At 50.6% G+C, this 15,215-nt stretch carries 16 protein-coding genes; 8 read left to right on the top strand and 8 right to left on the bottom strand.

Annotation, left to right across the window (positions count from 1 at the left end; translation table 11 throughout):
• The first annotated feature begins 102 nt into the window (after positions 1-102).
• The 5 genes from erpA to KJY78_RS01425 all read left to right on the top strand — a co-directional run bounded on the left by erpA (position 103) and on the right by KJY78_RS01425 (position 4,035).
• Positions 103-462 carry an iron-sulfur cluster insertion protein ErpA gene (gene erpA / locus KJY78_RS01445; protein WP_214336712.1) on the top strand — a complete coding sequence of 120 codons (360 nt, stop codon included), beginning with the start codon at positions 103-105 and terminating at the stop codon, positions 460-462.
• Between the two features lie 122 nt (positions 463-584).
• A complete protein-coding gene (gene ctaC, locus KJY78_RS01440) occupies positions 585-1,472 on the top strand; it encodes an aa3-type cytochrome oxidase subunit II (RefSeq protein WP_431732313.1) in 888 nt (295 codons plus the stop codon).
• Positions 1,473-1,477: 5 nt separating this feature from the next.
• Positions 1,478-3,133, top strand: coding sequence for an aa3-type cytochrome oxidase subunit I (ctaD, locus tag KJY78_RS01435; RefSeq protein ID WP_214336710.1), 1,656 nt, complete (start codon positions 1,478-1,480; stop codon positions 3,131-3,133).
• Between the two features lie 14 nt (positions 3,134-3,147).
• Positions 3,148-3,573 carry an aa3-type cytochrome oxidase subunit IV gene (gene ctaF / locus KJY78_RS01430; protein ID WP_214336708.1) on the top strand — a complete coding sequence of 142 codons (426 nt, stop codon included), beginning with the start codon at positions 3,148-3,150 and terminating at the stop codon, positions 3,571-3,573.
• 18 nt (positions 3,574-3,591) lie between these two features.
• Positions 3,592-4,035 (top strand): GNAT family N-acetyltransferase, encoded by a 444-nt coding sequence (locus tag KJY78_RS01425; RefSeq protein ID WP_214336706.1) that lies wholly within the window; start codon positions 3,592-3,594, stop codon positions 4,033-4,035.
• Between the two features lie 684 nt (positions 4,036-4,719).
• Here KJY78_RS01425 and qcrB read toward each other — a convergent pair.
• From qcrB to ctaE, 4 genes are read right to left on the bottom strand one after another with little or no spacing between them, the layout of a single operon-like run.
• Positions 4,720-6,318, bottom strand: coding sequence for a cytochrome bc1 complex cytochrome b subunit (qcrB, locus tag KJY78_RS01420; RefSeq protein WP_214336915.1), 1,599 nt, complete (start codon positions 6,316-6,318; stop codon positions 4,720-4,722).
• A gap of 8 nt (positions 6,319-6,326) precedes the next feature.
• The gene (gene qcrA / locus KJY78_RS01415) at positions 6,327-7,403 is read right to left on the bottom strand and encodes a cytochrome bc1 complex Rieske iron-sulfur subunit (RefSeq protein WP_214336705.1); all 1,077 of its coding nucleotides are present in this window, start codon (positions 7,401-7,403) and stop codon (positions 6,327-6,329) included.
• A 35-nt stretch (positions 7,404-7,438) separates the two neighbouring features.
• Complete coding sequence (gene qcrC / locus KJY78_RS01410; protein ID WP_250544015.1) at positions 7,439-8,242, bottom strand: cytochrome bc1 complex diheme cytochrome c subunit; 804 nt, start codon at positions 8,240-8,242, stop codon at positions 7,439-7,441.
• 20 nt (positions 8,243-8,262) lie between these two features.
• Positions 8,263-8,883, bottom strand: a complete 621-nt coding sequence (gene ctaE, locus KJY78_RS01405) for an aa3-type cytochrome oxidase subunit III (RefSeq protein ID WP_214336703.1) — start codon at positions 8,881-8,883, stop codon at positions 8,263-8,265.
• Positions 8,884-9,108: 225 nt separating this feature from the next.
• On the opposite strand from ctaE, the gene trpD reads away from it, so the two are divergent.
• On the top strand, positions 9,109-10,182 hold the full coding sequence (trpD, locus tag KJY78_RS01400; RefSeq protein WP_214336701.1) for an anthranilate phosphoribosyltransferase: 1,074 nt from the start codon (positions 9,109-9,111) through the stop codon (positions 10,180-10,182).
• 128 nt (positions 10,183-10,310) lie between these two features.
• Here trpD and KJY78_RS01395 read toward each other — a convergent pair whose 3' ends face one another.
• Both KJY78_RS01395 and KJY78_RS01390 read right to left on the bottom strand, forming a co-directional pair.
• On the bottom strand, positions 10,311-11,099 hold the full coding sequence (locus tag KJY78_RS01395; RefSeq protein ID WP_214336699.1) for a phosphatase PAP2 family protein: 789 nt from the start codon (positions 11,097-11,099) through the stop codon (positions 10,311-10,313).
• 47 nt (positions 11,100-11,146) lie between these two features.
• Entirely contained in the window at positions 11,147-12,034 is an 888-nt protein-coding gene (locus KJY78_RS01390) for an alpha/beta fold hydrolase (protein WP_214336697.1), read from the bottom strand.
• 89 nt (positions 12,035-12,123) lie between these two features.
• Here KJY78_RS01390 and KJY78_RS01385 point away from each other — a divergent pair, with 89 nt between their 5' ends.
• Entirely contained in the window at positions 12,124-12,858 is a 735-nt protein-coding gene (locus KJY78_RS01385) for an exonuclease domain-containing protein (RefSeq protein WP_214336695.1), read from the top strand.
• A 341-nt stretch (positions 12,859-13,199) separates the two neighbouring features.
• Here the strand turns inward: KJY78_RS01385 and KJY78_RS01380 are convergent, their stop codons facing one another.
• Together KJY78_RS01380 and KJY78_RS01375 are read right to left on the bottom strand one after the other, a co-directional pair.
• Positions 13,200-13,448, bottom strand: a complete 249-nt coding sequence (locus tag KJY78_RS01380) for a type B 50S ribosomal protein L31 (RefSeq protein WP_214336693.1) — start codon at positions 13,446-13,448, stop codon at positions 13,200-13,202.
• Between the two features lie 149 nt (positions 13,449-13,597).
• Positions 13,598-14,386 carry an ABC transporter ATP-binding protein gene (locus KJY78_RS01375; protein ID WP_214336692.1) on the bottom strand — a complete coding sequence of 263 codons (789 nt, stop codon included), beginning with the start codon at positions 14,384-14,386 and terminating at the stop codon, positions 13,598-13,600.
• Positions 14,387-14,464: 78 nt separating this feature from the next.
• Between KJY78_RS01375 and serB the strand changes: the two genes are divergently transcribed.
• Positions 14,465-15,109 (top strand): phosphoserine phosphatase SerB, encoded by a 645-nt coding sequence (gene serB, locus KJY78_RS01370; protein ID WP_214336691.1) that lies wholly within the window; start codon positions 14,465-14,467, stop codon positions 15,107-15,109.
• The last annotated feature ends 106 nt before the right edge of the window (positions 15,110-15,215 follow it).

Genomic DNA, 15,215 nt, shown 5'->3' with positions numbered 1-15,215 from the left:
CCTGGTTTGTGCTAACTAATTACTGTCTTAATTTTAGCGCACCGAGCGCAAACCTGCGGCGGTGTAGAATGGTTTTAACAAGATTTGTTTGGAGATGATTTTATGTCAGACACTTTGCAATCGGCAACACTCCCAGCGCATCAGGTAAAACTATCTGAGCGTGCGCGCGATAAGGTTGCTAGCCTCCTGCAGCAGGAGGGGCGCGAAGATTTAAGACTGCGGATCGCGGTGCAGCCGGGGGGCTGCTCGGGGTTAATCTACCAGCTGTATTTTGACGAGCGCCTGCTCGAAAATGATGCGGTTGTGGAGTTTGACGGGGTAGCAGTTGTCGTTGACCAGATGAGCGTGCCTTATCTTGACGGTGCCTCAATTGATTTTGAAGACACAATTGAAAAGCAGGGCTTCACTATTGACAACCCCAACGCGCAGGGGAGCTGCGCGTGTGGCGATAGTTTCAGCTAATGACTTTTTGCTGTAAAAAACGCCAGTCAGCGCGCCAGTTGCAAAACTCTAATCAAATTCACGGTAAACTATCAGTTAGTAATCAGGATTATCTACCTAATTCACATTTGGAAAGGTATATAGTGCGTTCTAGACGTAGTATGAAAATAGCCGCTGTTTCACTAACAGCCATAGCGGGACTAACTCTGGCAGGTTGCACCCCGGAGCAACAGCGCGGGTTTTTGCCGGAGGGGTCTGAGGGCGCAACTAATCACACTCCAGACATAACAGGTCTCTGGACAACCTCTTGGATCATCCTACTCATAGTTGGTTTGATCGCGTGGGGTCTTGTGGCGTGGGCCGCTGTTGCTTATCGCAGGCGGCGCGGCGAAACCGGCGCGCCGGTGCAACTACGCTACAATATGCCAATTGAGACGCTGTTCACAGTGCTTCCGGTTGTGCTCATCATTGGTTTTTTTGCGTTCACCGCAAAAACCATGAGCGATATTGAGCACCCAATTGCAAACCCTGAAAATAAAGTAGAGGTTATTGCGAAACGCTGGGCGTGGGATTTCAATTACACCAAGGAAAACGTACACTTTTCAGGCGTGCAGGTGCAGACTGACAGCAGCGGATCACCCGTCGCTAAGACTATGCCGGTGCTTTATCTGCCCGTTAACAAAACAACAGAGATAGCTCTTGAGTCTCGCGATGTTATTCACTCGTTCTGGGTTGTTGAATATCTGTACAAAAAAGATATGATTCCGGGCAAAACAAACTATATGTACCTAACACCGACAAAAACTGGCACCTTCACAGGAAAGTGTGCCGAGTTGTGCGGCGAGTACCACTCAAATATGCTTTTCGAGGTGCGTGTGGTTGAGCAGGTAGAATACGATGCTTATATCGCCGGTCTCAAATCCAACCCTGATAACCAAGGTTTGCTAACAACAGACTACAATCCTAACCAAAACTTGCCAGGAAACAGCGTTTCAGAAGACAAAGCCCACGATGAGAGCTCAGAGGGATAAGCAAAATGAGAAAAGGTAATGTAATAGTTTCGTGGCTAACCTCCACGGATCATAAAGTTATCGGATATATGTATCTGATTAGCTCGTTTGTTTACTTCCTAATTGGCGGTCTGATGGCTCTAATTATCCGCGCACAGCTTTTTGCTCCGGGACTTGAGGTTGTGGCAACTCGTGAACAGTTCAACCAGCTCTTCACAATGCACGGCACAATTATGCTGCTGATGTTTGCAACTCCGCTGTTTGCCGGCTTTGCAAACATTCTGCTCCCGCTGCAGATTGGTGCCCCCGACGTTGCTTTTCCGCGCCTCAACGCGTTTGCGTTCTGGCTCTACACTTTCGGCTCACTAATTGCAGTAGGCGGATTTTTAACCCCGCAGGGAGCCGCTTCTTTCGGCTGGTTCGCCTACGCACCGCTCTCTAGCGAGACCTTCTCGCCTGGTATCGGCGGCAACCTCTGGGTGCTGGGTCTTGGAATAGGCGGTTTCGGGACAATTATGGGTGGCGTAAACTTCATTACAACCGTCCTCACAATGCGCGCTCCTGGTATGACAATGTGGCGGATGTCTGTGTTCACCTGGAACACGGTTATCACCTCAATTTTGATTCTACTGATCTTCCCTGTGCTTGCAGCAGCTATGCTGGCACTGGCATCCGATCGTATTTTCGGCTCACACGTTTATGATGTAGCCACTGGCGGACCAATTCTTTGGCAGCACCTGTTCTGGTTCTTCGGACACCCCGAGGTTTACGTTATTGCGCTGCCCTTCTTTGGTATCGTATCCGAGGTTTTTCCGGTGTTTAGCCGGAAGCCTATCTTCGGCTATAAAACGCTTATTTACGCGACAATCTCGATTTCTGCGCTGTCAAGCACTGTGTGGGCGCACCATATGTTTGTAACGGGTTCTGTTCTGCTGCCTTTCTTCGCCCTGATGACAATGCTGATCGCGGTGCCAACCGGTGTTAAAATCTTTAACTGGATTGGCACTATGTGGCGCGGATCGATCACCTTTGAAACCCCGATGCTATGGGCTCTGGGCTTCATTGTAACCTTTATCTTCGGTGGTCTAACCGGTGTTATTCTGGCCTCTCCAACGCTCGACTTCCATCTTTCAGACTCTTACTTCGTGGTTGCTCACTTCCACTACGTTATCTTTGGAACGGTAGTGTTTGCGATGTTCTCTGGCTTCTATTTCTGGTGGCCAAAGTTCACAGGCAAACGCCTCAACGAGAGACTCGGTAAGATCCACTTCTGGATTCTTTTCGTGGGCTTCCACACAACCTTCTTAGTACAGCACTGGATCGGTGTTAAATCACTGCCACGTCGCTACTACTCGTACCTTCCAGAAGACGGAGTAACCTGGATGAACCAGCTGTCAACTGTTGGCGCGTTTATGCTCGCTGTTTCAATGCTACCGTTCCTGCTGAACGTTTATGTGACATGGCGCTCAGGAGTTAAGGTTGAGGTTGATGATCCGTGGGGTTATGGTCGTTCTCTTGAGTGGGCTACAAGCTGCCCACCACCTCGTCATAACTTTAACTCAATTCCTCGGATTCGCAGCGAGTCTCCAGCGTTTGACCTACATCACCCAGAAATAAGCGGTGTTGAGCAGCCTAAACCTGTTACAGCTTCTGCTGCATCTACCGCATCTCTAACTCACTAGGGGATAGATAACACATGAAAACCAATATTGTTCTTTACTCAATAATTGCGGTCTATTTTTTCATCATCTCGGGGGTTTACACTTTCTGGTGCATAATAACCTATGATGGAGAGGTTGAATGGGCTGGCACCCTTGCAATGCTCGGCGGCAGTGTGCTCAGTGCTTTATTCGTAACCTGGCTAGTACTAACTAAAAAGAATCAGGGAGGTGTGTTGCTTGAAGATCAAGAGCACTCTGACATTGATGACGCAGACCCGGAGATCGGTGAATTCAGCCCCTGGAGCTGGTGGCCGCTTGTGCTCGGTTTTGGAATTGCGATTGTGACTCTGGGGCTGTGCATCGGCAAGAACTTTTGGCTTTCATTTTACGGTTTACCCGTTGTTCTAGTTAGTGTTATGGGTCTTATCTACGAATACTACAGGGGTAACTTCGCTCGCTAAAACTGCTAAACTGGTTTTATGAAGATTTCAATTAGGCGAGGTCAGTCTGAAGATGCTAAAATTCTTTTCAGATTAGCTTCACAGTATGTTACAGGTCGCGAATCTATCACCCGCGACGAGTTTACTATCGCCCTAGACAACATCTTACGCTATCGCGAGCAGGAGGCTAATGTGCTCTTTGTTGCAGAGCTGTTAGGCGAGGTTGTGGGATATTCTCTGCTCACAGTGTCGAGACTTCTGCACGCACCGGGTCTGACCGCTCACCTGCAGGAAATAGTCGTTGACGAGAAGCATCGCAAACAGGGAATAGGCGAGCGCCTGATGGAGGCTAACGAACACTACTGTATGGGTCGTGGAGTACGGCAAATTTCCGCGATGACATCGCACATCGGGAACTTTTACAACGGCAGAGACTTTCAACCAATCGGGCAGCACTATCGCAAGATCTTAGAGATTGGCTAAATGGCGCTGCCACCCAGTCATTTTTTGTGCCCTCAAACAAGCTATCGCAAGATTTGCCGTAGATGAATCGTCCACCCAAGCAGTAAAACTGGTCATACAAATTAAGGGGCACTTTAGTTGAAAAGTGCCCCTTAAAAATGAAAGGAATACTTAAGGAAACTAGTAAAATTCTATCACAGAATTAGCCTTATGCATAATTGCAGTCAAGGTAAGGGGGAATCAGAGGTTCTGGTGCGGTAAATTTGCAGCTTCTGTTGAGAGCATCTCGCTTTGCTTTAAGCATTTCCTGCATAGAATGGTACGCTTCAATAAATGCCTAACAACAAAATTGAGAAACGATTTAACTAAAACACCCCTCAATCATCCATTGTAAATGGATAGTTTGCAATGAAAACAAATTATCCGCCATAGGTATAACTCATACATAAAACTGAATCAATATAGAATCAAGGAGCGTAATAATAAAGAGTGATGCCTTAACTAAAAAGCACCACTCTTTCGACAGTATATAAGGAAGAATTACCCGTGAAAAATAAATTCTGCAACTACTATTTGAGCACACAATCAATCTCAGGCACACTTACATTGATGGAGTTAACGCACACAGACTGTGCCTGCTATGAGTGGTAAAAAGTGCCCCCCCCCCGAGATGAATTTAAGGGGAGCACTTTTAGACTAGCTTTTCTAGTTGTCGTGGTGCTTAGACTTTTCAATCTCTGCCTGTGTCGGCGGCACAATCCGATCCTCAAAGAAAAAGCGGCTCACAGCGGCGCGTACTTTCTGACCAACAGATATTTTTCCGTTACTGTCAGGGCGCAGCATAAGCGGAGCATAATCATTGTAGCTCACAAGCTCCCAACGTTCGTACTCGTCAAGCGGCTCATGCACTTCAGTAAACTTACCGCCAGGCAAGCGCACAATACGCGCCGATTCGTAACCGTGCAGGGCGATGCTGCGATCTTTCTTCTGCAGCGCAATACACACCCGCTTGGTAACGATAAACGCAATAATCGGACCGAAAACCAACGAGAACTGCAACGCGTGAATCATAAACTCGAGTGACTGCTGGAAATGTGTTGCCATCAGGTCAGAGCTAGCACCAGCCCACATAACACCGTAGAAGGTAACACCGGCAGCGCCTATAGCGGTACGAGTAGGGGCGTTACGCGGCCTGTCAAGCAAGTGATGCTCACGCTTATCTCCTGTAACCCAGGCTTCGATAAATGGATAGGCAGCGACCAGAATCAAGAACACACCGATAACACCCAGCGGAATTAGCATATTCCAAGACCAGGTGTAACCAAACCATTCAGTCTCAAGCCCAGGCGGAATTAGGCGAAGCATACCGTCAGCAAAACCGATGTACCAGTCAGGCTGAGTACCAGCCGAAACCGGGGACGGATCGTAAGGTCCATAGTTCCAAATAGGGTTAATCGTGAAGTTAGCTGCGATCAGCACGATCACACCAAACACAATGAAGAAGAAGCCGCCGGCTTTAGCCGCGTACACAGGTAAGACCGGGAATCCCACAACATTCTGCTGTGTGCGACCTGGACCGGGGTACTGCGTGTGCTTGTGGATAACAACAAAAGTCAGATGCAGCGCAACAAACAGGATAACCATAGCGGGGAGCACCATAATGTGCAGCATATAAAGCCTACCGACAATATCAGTGCCCGGGAACTCACCACCAAAGAAAAAGTAGCTCAGCCAGGTGCCAACAACCGGAATAGATTTAATAATGCCATCAATAATGCGCAGACCGTTACCCGAGAGCACATCGTCAGGCAGGGAATAGCCTGTAAAACCCTCCGCCATCGCAAGCACGAACAGCACAAAGCCAACAACCCAGTTCAGTTCACGCGGCTTGCGGAAAGCGCCGGTGAAAAACACCCGCAGCATATGCAAACCGATCGAGGCAACAAACAGCAGCGCCGCCCAGTGGTGAATCTGGCGGATCAAAAGACCACCGCGAACAGAAAAACTAATATCCAGAGTTGAGGCCATGGCAGCACTCATCTCAACGCCCTTCATCGGCGCGAAAGGACCGTCCCAGTGGGTTTCAGTCATTGCCGCCTGGAAGAACAGTGTTAGGAAAGTGCCCGAAAGCAAAATTACAACAAAGCTGTAAAGAGCAACCTCGCCGAGTAAGAATGACCAGTGATCTGGAAATACTTTACGCCCAAATTCCTTAACCACAACACCTATTTTGGTGCGCTCATCAAGATAGTTCGCAGCTTTTGCAGTGAATCCACCGCTTGCTGTTTTGGTTTCAATCGTCATATTGTTACTCACTTCAGACGCTCCCAGTAGCTAGGTCCAACAGGTTCAAGGAAGTCACTTTGCGCGATCAGGTAACCCTCATCATCAACTGTAATAGGCAGCTGCGGTAGCGGACGCTTTGCCGGTCCGAAAACAACCTTGGCCTGATCGGAAACATCGAACTGTGACTGATGACAAGGGCACAGGAGGTGGTGCGTGTGCTGCTCGTAAAGCGCAACGGGACACCCCACATGTGTGCAAACCTTAGAGTACGCAACAATGCCGTCGTATGACCAGCTTTTGCGCTCTGCTGGCTCTTTCAGCTCTGCCTGATTCAAGCGCACAAGCAAAACAACAGCTTTCGCTTTTTCATCGAGCATATGCTCAGCTTCGTGTAGGTTCTCCGGAATAACGTGGAAAACAGAGCCGATAGTAACCTCGCTGGCTTTAATTGGCACACCGGACGGATCGCGCGCAAGGCGCACGCCCTTATCCCACATCGTATGACGCAGCAGCTCAATCGGGTCGTGCTCCTGCGGCGCAAGGCTGCGCAGCAGGGTAATGCCGGGCAGCGGGAAGGCAATAAGCGCGCCTATCAGGCTGTTGCGCACAAGCGTGCGGCGGGTAAAGCCTGACTCCTTATCAGCCAGAGCAAAAACCTCGGCTGCGCTTTCACGCACTGCATCATCGCTGGCAACGGGGTGGCGGTAGTCAATTACCTCGCCGTCGTACATCAAAGCCTTACCCCAGTGCACTGCGCCGATACCGATTCCAAACAACCCAAGAGCCATGCCCAGACCCACAAAGAGGGTGTGCAAGCGGATCGCACCCAGCTCACCAGACTCGATAGGCAACAGCATATACGCTAAAACCGCTCCTAGACTTCCGGCGATAGAAATGTAAAAGAGAGTATAAACAACCCGCTCAGCAGATTTCTCTTTTTTGCTGTCAAGGTCAGTAACACGCTTGCGGTGCTCTGGAAAACCAGGGTTCTGCACGGCATCGCTAGAAATCACCGCTGTGCCAACAGATGAGGTAGAAACAATACTATGATTCTGACCTGTGGCAACGACTCCGGAATGCTCCTCGTTCGTTTCCTGTGTCATTTTTCTCCTACTTAATGAAATATCTAGTACCGAAACTAGTTAGACTTTGCGGTCACCCATACGGTGAGAGCAACAATAGCGCCCAAACCAATAACCCAGATGAAAAGACCCTCAGCAACCGGTCCCAGTGATCCCAGCCCTAAACCGCCAACTTTTGGCTCGTTCTCGAGATATTTAAGATACGTAATAATATCCGCTTTATCTTGCGGTGTTAGGTTAGCATCAGAAAAAACTGGCATATTTTGCGGACCCGTGATCATGGCTTCGTAAATGTGGGAAGAATCAACTCCGGTGAGTTTCGGAGCGTATTTACCCTGAGTGAGTGCGCCACCGGCGGCGGCAACGTTGTGGCACATTGCACAGTTGATGCGGAACAGCTCACTGCCGCGGGCAGCGTCACCATCCGCACGCAAATACTGCGCTTTTGGAATCTCAGGCCCCGGAGCCAGTGAAGCAACATAAGCGGACATCTGTAAAATTTGTTCTTCAGTAAACTGCACCGGTTTAATCATGCCCTGCGGACCCTGGTAGGCGAGGGGCATACGACCCGTGCCAACCTGAAAATGCACAGATGCTGCGCCAACACCGATCAGGCTCGGACCGTCGGGGCTACCCTCGGCATTTAGACCGTGGCAGGTTGCGCAGTTAGCAGCAAACAGTTTCTGCCCTTCGGAAATAGCCGCGGGGGAGTTCATGTCAACCTCTGCGCTGGCGGAAGTCTGCGTAAATCCGGTGTATGCAAGACCCGTTGTAAACAGACCAAAGGCGATTAAAGCAACTGTTGCTAGCGGATGCCGTCGACCAGATTTGCGGAGCTTTTTAGTGTTCTTAATATGCAATTTGTATTCTCCTCCAGCCCTTATTTAAGAATGTAAACAATCCAGAAGAGCACAAGCCACACCGCATCAACGAAGTGCCAGTAGTATGACACAACAACGGCGCTGGTTGCCTCTTTGTGGGTGAAATTTTTAACGGCATAGATCCGCCCGATAACAAGCAAAAATGCGACCAGACCTACTGTCACGTGCAACCCGTGGAATCCTGTTGCGAGATAGAAAGAAGCGCCGTACGCGTTAGTATCTAACGCAACTCCGTGCGACACGAAGGTGGCGTACTCGTAAACCTGACCAGCAACGAAAACCGCGCCCATGAAGAATGTAAGGTAAAACCATTCCACCGTGCCCCAGCTTTTTAGCTTGAACAGCGAACCGGCGCGCTTTGGTTGCATCCGCTCTGCAGCAAACACACCCATCTGACAGGTTACAGAGGAGAGCACCAGAATAGTGGTGTTAATCGCGGAGAACGCAAGATTGTGCTTTTCAGCCTCGTGCGCCCACTGCTCAGGAGCCATCGCGCGCAGCGTGAAATAAATTGCAAAAAGCCCGGCAAAGAACATAACTTCGCTGCCCAGCCAAATAATTGTGCCGGTAGCGACAATGTTTGGTCGTTTTACCGCCGACACGGCTGCTGTGGTACTCATCCTAAAAGATTCACCTCTCACTATGGTCAGATACCTGCGCTCGAGTGTAACGGGCGCAATAATGCCTAACTCAACGTCTATGTTAATCTTACCTGATATTTAAGTGAGAATAGTGCGATTTGAGCCTTTTTTCACTTGTTATTCATCTGATGTTAAGGTAATATTACCTTCTAAAATGACAAAAACAGGCATCCACCTCAAATAAACAGCTAGAATTTCTTAACTATGAACCAAACAAACCAGACTTGGGCAGAGCTTATCAGCCAGCTCCTCGACAAAAAAGACCTCAGCGTGTCACAGGCTGAGTGGGCGATGGAACAGTGCATCACAAAAGCGGCAACACCGGCTCAAATGGCAGGGTTTCTAATAGCGCTTAACGCAAAGGGAGCAAGCTGCGACGAAATAACGGGCTGCAGCGCAGCTGCCGCCGCTCATGCGACTGCAATCGAGCTGCCGCGCGAGGCTGTTGATATTGTTGGCACGGGTGGCGACAGGCTGCACACGATTAACGTTTCTTCCGCGGCGGCAATGGTTATCGCCGGGGCAGGGGTGCCGGTTATTAAACACGGCAACAAGGCAGCAAGCAGTCTTTCTGGTGCCTCAGATGTGATGGCAGCGCTCGGCGCTGCGCACGATATTTCAGTGGTCAGCCAGCAGCAAATTTTCGCAAACACAGGCGTGGTTTTTTTACACGCTGCAAAAATGCATCCGGGCTTTGCCAATATTGCAGCGGTGCGCAAAGAACTGGGAGTTGCCACGATTTTCAACATTCTCGGTCCACTGTGCAATCCGGCGCGCCCACTGGCAACCGCTCTCGGAGTTACGAGCACCCGCAATGCTGAGTTAATGGCACAGGTTCTTGCCAGGCGTGAGGGGGCTGCGCTGATCGCTCACGGCAGCGATGGTATGGACGAACTCACAACAACCGGCAAATCAGAGCTGTGGCAGGTTGTTGCGGGGAGAACTCGCAAATATGACTTTGATCCGAAGCGGCTAGGAGTGCAGCGCGCAACTCTCGCGCAGTTGCGCGGCGGCGCACCCGAGCAAAACGCGCAGACAATAAAGGACGTTTTAGCGGGCGCAGAGCTTGGTGCGGCGCGGGATATTATCGTGCTGAACGCGGCCGCCGGTCTTGTCGCATACGAGCTCGCGCTAGACGCAGCTCTGCGGGATGCCGATATTTACGATCGCTTTGCCGCAGCGCTTCAAAAAGCAAACGAGTCAATTACCAGCGGATCGGCGCTGCGCACGCTCACAAACTGGGTTCAGGCAACACAAGCTGCGGCTGCGGGCGCGTAACCAGGGCGACGGGTCGCTAACTCGGCGAAATCCTCGCGGGGAGCTGTTTAAAACGGCAACACCCAAGTTATGAGTCAATCTCGCATAAACTGACATAATATATATTATCAATCTTTTAATAGCAGCGGCTAGCCTCGCGCCAAAGCCAAACCAGCCCGGCAGCTTATTACCGCAACGGCTGCAGCATACAACACCGCGGAAACTAAAACTTTGCTGTCGTCAGCGCCAAACCAGGCAATTGCAGCGCAGATAGTTCCGGCCGCAATTAACACCAAGGTCAGCATACTAAGCAGCCAGCTGACTAAACTTTCGCCAGGTCCGCCTGTTTTTTTATTGGGCGGCAGTAAAACAAAGAAAACCCCGTAGCTTGCCAAGGCGAGCATCGATCCGCCAATTACATCGCTTGGACGGTGCCAGCCCGCGCTTAACAGCTGCATTGCAACGTAGCACAGCAGCGCCGCCATGCAAACTGACATAATTGCGCGCACGTGTTTTGGAACAACCATTATCACGCCCAGCGCCAGAACCGTAAACGCCGTCATGTGCCCGCTTGGAAAAGTGTTGTGCGCGTCAAACTCCCAGAGCGACGGGCGCTCCAGCACCACCAGCTTCAGCAGCTGCGACACCACCACCGCAACAAAAGAAGCGCTCCCTATTACTACGGCGCGCCCGAATCCCCAGAGCGCGGCTGCGAGCAGCACCAGAATTGCAACGGTTACGAAAACAAACGCTGGCGAGAGCAGCGACAACGGCGGTCCGGGATGATAGTTTAACGTGCTCGCCGCCAGAGCCTTTGCCTCCGCAAACTGCCCGGTTGTGCTCTGCACTCCAAAAACAAAGGCGAGCACACCCAGAGCGCAGGCAAAAACCGTGATGAAAAAGCTTTTCCAGCGTGCTCTGTGGGTTCGGTCGGACAAAGTTATCCCCATTTCCAGTAATAAATTGTTAGATGAAGAGTATGTGCCTAGGCTCGCAAATGCTGCTGAAAATGACGCACAATAATTTCTGCCGCTTCAGCGGGAGCTTCATAGTGTATCAGATGACCCGCCCCGCCAACCAGATAAAAACTACCGCGTCGCAATTTCTTTGCGAGTTCTAACTGCTTGTGCACGGGGGTTATATCGTCAAGATCACCGGCAATAACAGCGGTTTCCTGTGTCATTAAACCGCTAAAATCTGTTACAGTACGGCTAACGCTCGCAGCAAAGGCTTCACTCAGTGACCTGCGGCTCGTGTATCCGCTGAAATACATACTGTGCTGTTCGTGAATCCAGCTGCGCAGCTGCCGATTGCGCGTTTTGGTCATAATTTCGCTCATAAACCTGACAATCAGCCCGTTTGCGAGCAGTGCATTGGCGAGATTTTTGGGTAATATCCGCCCCGCCCGGTAGTATGCAAGAACCAACTTCGTGAGCACAACTTTCGAACCACTAAGAGCGTTTGCACTGATCGGGTTGATAAGTGCGGTAGCCAGCGGATCATACCCGTGAAAAATCGCCTGGGCAGTCACGAGAGTGCCGAACGAGTGCGCAACTAGCAAGCTGCCCCTGGGAGCTACTGTTTGCGCGAACTCTTTCAGCCAGAAGCCATACGCCGATAAGCTGTGCCCACCCGCGAACTCACCGCTGGCTCCGAAACCTGGCAGATCTGGCACCATCAGTGTCACCTCGCCGTATGCATCACTGTTGAGCAACTCGAGCAGCGACTGCGCCAGCGGCTCTAATCCGTGATGGTCGCCGCGAAAACCATGCACCAGAATTATTTTTTTGGCACTCTCATGTGTGCTGCCGTACTGCCAAACGCGCGTTGTGACGTTTGCGAATTCAGTCTCGATGGTAATTGGAGGCTTCACGCCTGTGAGTCTATTCTGCAGAGCTTAAAAAGTGCCCGATTAGTGAAAATAAAAAATTAGTGTCCTAACCCCTAAGTAGAATTGTACATATGCACATGAATGCGAATGAGAATGTAACCGGACAGGTCACCACTGCTCCGTGGGTTAATAAACTAGTGGTTTTTGATACTGAAACAACGGGGGTTGATGTTACCAGTGACAGGATCGTGATGGCCACAATAGCACTGCTCGACAACGGTCAGGTAACAACCCGCTACGACTGGATTATTAACCCTGGTGTGCCCATTCCTCCCGGCGCAACCGCGGTGCATAAAATAACGGATGAAATCGCTCAGGCTCAGGGTATGCCGCCGAAAGATGGCATTGCCGAAATAACAGAGACTATCGCTCGTGCTCTCCAGAGCGGATACGCCCTTGTTGCGTTTAACGCGTCATACGACTGCAGTATTTTAAAAGCGGAGGCGCAGCGTCACGGTGTTACAAACTTCCCGGAATTAAAACCCGTTATTGACCCCTGGATTATAGATCGCTTCTGCGACCGCTACCGCAGGGGTAAACGCACTCTCTCTGCCGTTTGTGCGATGCACGGCGTGACGCTCACAAACGCACATGACTCCGGCTCTGACGCGCTAGCAGCAGGTGCGCTTGTGCGCGCGCTAGCGCACATACCCGACGTGCTAGATCACGATGTTTTTATAATGCACAACAAGCAAATTGCCTGGGAGGAAGAGCTAACTCTTAGCCTCAAGGAATACCTGAGGAAGAATAACCTGGAGTTTGAGCACATAACACCCGGCTGGCCAACCCGTCTTCAGGTAAGCTAAGGAAGGCTAAGACCGCCCGGAGCTTCTGCGCGAGAAAGACACCCCTGGGCTGCCCCGGAACACTCAGGCACATATCCGGTTTCAATCAGAGCGCTTGCCGCGTTAAAAGAGAACAGCAAGTATTTCGCATTTAGCTAGCGAGACCTGATAAAACTTAGCCCCGGGATTAGCTGTGCTATATTCTGTAGCCACTTTGTGCTTCGCTTAATAACGCGTAACTTTTAGCCTAGACCGGCAGCTTCTTGATATTTAGAGTGCTTGAAGCGTGTAGTGCATTCGCCGCCTAATTCGTGTTGCTAAGCATTAGGGCACTAAGAAAACCCTTAGTGCCCGTAAATAATTTATTTTCCGAACCCTGCAAAACGCTGGTTGAACTTCTCAACACGACCTGCTGAGTCAAGAATGCGCTGCTTACCCGTGTAGAAAGGGTGCGAAGCGCTCGAAATTTCAACATCTATAACGGGGTATGTTTGACCGTTAAGCTCAATTGTTTTGTCACTGGTAAGCGTTGAACGAGTTAGGAAAGTCTCGCCTGATGCAAGATCACGGAAAACAATTGGCGCGTACTCAGGGTGTATTTCAGTCTTCATAGTTGATCCTTATAAATAAAAAGTATCCCTCCAAGGCAGTGTGCCCTGAAAAGTCTTTATGTCAAAGACATACGACTAATGATTCTATCAGAAAAACGAAACCCAGCCACACAGCTAAGCCGCGTTGCGCACGGTTTTAACCTCGGATTCTAGAACTTAGCCCGCGCAGAATAACGCCCGAAACTCTGCGTTAGCTCAAGCTCAATGCCAAACACCCGTGACAGGTTTTCACCGGTTAAAACCTCACCCAGCTCGCCACTTGCCGCAACCTGCCCCTGCGCGTCAAGCAGCAGCATATGCGTAAAACCCGCCGGAATCTCTTCAACATGGTGAGTTACCATCACAATCGCCGGCGCATCTGCAGCCGTTGCAAACATTCCAAGAGCCTGCAGAATAAACTCACGCCCGCCGAGATCAACGCTCGCCGCCGGCTCGTCCAAAAGCAGCAATTCCGGATCCGCCATCACCGCGCGCGCAAGCAAAACACGCTTTCGCTCCCCGTCACTGAGCGACCCAAAACGGCGCTCGGTAAGGTGCGCCAGCTGCCACCCGGTGAGCACGTTCATCGCGTGCTGCACATCTTCAGCGTCGTACTGTTCGCGCCATCTGCCAGCGATTGAGTAGGCGGCGGTGAGCACAACATCAATAACTTTTTCAGACTCGGGAATTTGTTTTTCCTGCGCTCTTGTAACAACCCCGATACTCGACCGAAGCTCGAAAATATCCACCGCGCCCAGCCTGTTCCCCAGAATATCAACGGTTCCGCTCGACGGATGTTCTGCCGTGCTAACAAGCTTAATGAGCGTTGTTTTGCCAGCTCCGTTAGGACCCAGAATAACCCATTTTTGACCGGCTTCAACCCCCCAGCTGAGCTCATGCAGAATACTGTTGCCGCCGCGCACAAAACTAACATTCTGAAAATCAATTACCTTTGTCATAGTTTTTACTTTAACCTAAAACCGCCTATAAAACGTTAAAACTCACCTAAATTGTCGATTAGGCTTAAACTATTAGATATGACAAAAATATCTCCGCTGGTGGTACTCGACTGCGATTCAACCGCGATTACGCAAGAAGTAATTGACCTCATCGCCGCCAGAGTAGGCAAAGCAACAGAGGTTAGCGCAATTACCGAGGCTGCAATGCGCGGCGAGTACGACTTCACAGAGAGCCTAACAGCGCGAATTGCGATGCTTGCCGGGTTAAGCACGAAGAGTCTGCGGGATGTTGCCCGGCAGATCACATTCTCTGCCGGGTTTGAAAAGCTGATCGGGCTCACTCACGCGACGGACGGCAAAGTATGCGTTGTTTCTGGAGGATTTATGGAGATACTAGACATAATTCTGCCGCCGAAAATGGTGGATCGCTGGCACGCTAACAGGCTTGTTGTGAAAGATGAGCAGCTGACCGGGCAGATTCTGGGAAATCCCGTGACCGCCCAGACAAAAGCTGAAATGCTTGCTCGCTGGGCCGCTGAGTTTAGTATTCCTATGCACCACACGATTGCCGTCGGCGATGGCGCGAACGATCTTGAAATGATGAAGGTTGCCGGGCTGTCAGTTGCGTTTAACGCAAAACCGGTTGTGCAGCGCGCAGCAGACTACTCTCTCAGCGATTCGCTCGACCCTGTGACCGAGTTGTTTAGCCGCCTCAAGAGCTAGCCTTTAACCAAATCCAGCAGCGCAGCTGCCCGGTCCGCGACCAAAAAACGACCACGAGTCCTGCTGTATCAGCTTAAGCTCGCGGTCGCTAGAATCTGCGGCTTGC

The sequence above is a fragment of the Canibacter zhuwentaonis genome (assembly GCF_018531145.1).
In the GTDB taxonomy this organism is placed as follows: Bacteria; Actinomycetota; Actinomycetes; order Actinomycetales; family Microbacteriaceae; genus Canibacter; species Canibacter zhuwentaonis.
The sequence above is the reverse complement of the archived record's forward strand: the minus strand, read 5'-3'. Positions and strand labels throughout refer to the sequence as shown.

Excerpts from the sequence above, each read along its gene's own strand:
- erpA (WP_214336712.1), top strand. The coding sequence starts at position 103 with ATGTCAGACACTTTGCAATCGGCAACACTCCCAGCGCATCAGGTAAAA.
- ctaD (WP_214336710.1), top strand. The coding sequence starts at position 1,478 with ATGAGAAAAGGTAATGTAATAGTTTCGTGGCTAACCTCCACGGATCAT.
- ctaF (WP_214336708.1), top strand. The coding sequence starts at position 3,148 with ATGAAAACCAATATTGTTCTTTACTCAATAATTGCGGTCTATTTTTTC.
- KJY78_RS01425 (WP_214336706.1), top strand. The coding sequence starts at position 3,592 with ATGAAGATTTCAATTAGGCGAGGTCAGTCTGAAGATGCTAAAATTCTT.
- qcrB (WP_214336915.1), bottom strand. The coding sequence starts at position 6,318 with ATGACGATTGAAACCAAAACAGCAAGCGGTGGATTCACTGCAAAAGCT.
- qcrA (WP_214336705.1), bottom strand. The coding sequence starts at position 7,403 with ATGACACAGGAAACGAACGAGGAGCATTCCGGAGTCGTTGCCACAGGT.
- ctaE (WP_214336703.1), bottom strand. The coding sequence starts at position 8,883 with ATGAGTACCACAGCAGCCGTGTCGGCGGTAAAACGACCAAACATTGTC.
- trpD (WP_214336701.1), top strand. The coding sequence starts at position 9,109 with ATGAACCAAACAAACCAGACTTGGGCAGAGCTTATCAGCCAGCTCCTC.
- KJY78_RS01385 (WP_214336695.1), top strand. The coding sequence starts at position 12,124 with ATGCACATGAATGCGAATGAGAATGTAACCGGACAGGTCACCACTGCT.
- KJY78_RS01380 (WP_214336693.1), bottom strand. The coding sequence starts at position 13,448 with ATGAAGACTGAAATACACCCTGAGTACGCGCCAATTGTTTTCCGTGAT.
- KJY78_RS01375 (WP_214336692.1), bottom strand. The coding sequence starts at position 14,386 with ATGACAAAGGTAATTGATTTTCAGAATGTTAGTTTTGTGCGCGGCGGC.
- serB (WP_214336691.1), top strand. The coding sequence starts at position 14,465 with ATGACAAAAATATCTCCGCTGGTGGTACTCGACTGCGATTCAACCGCG.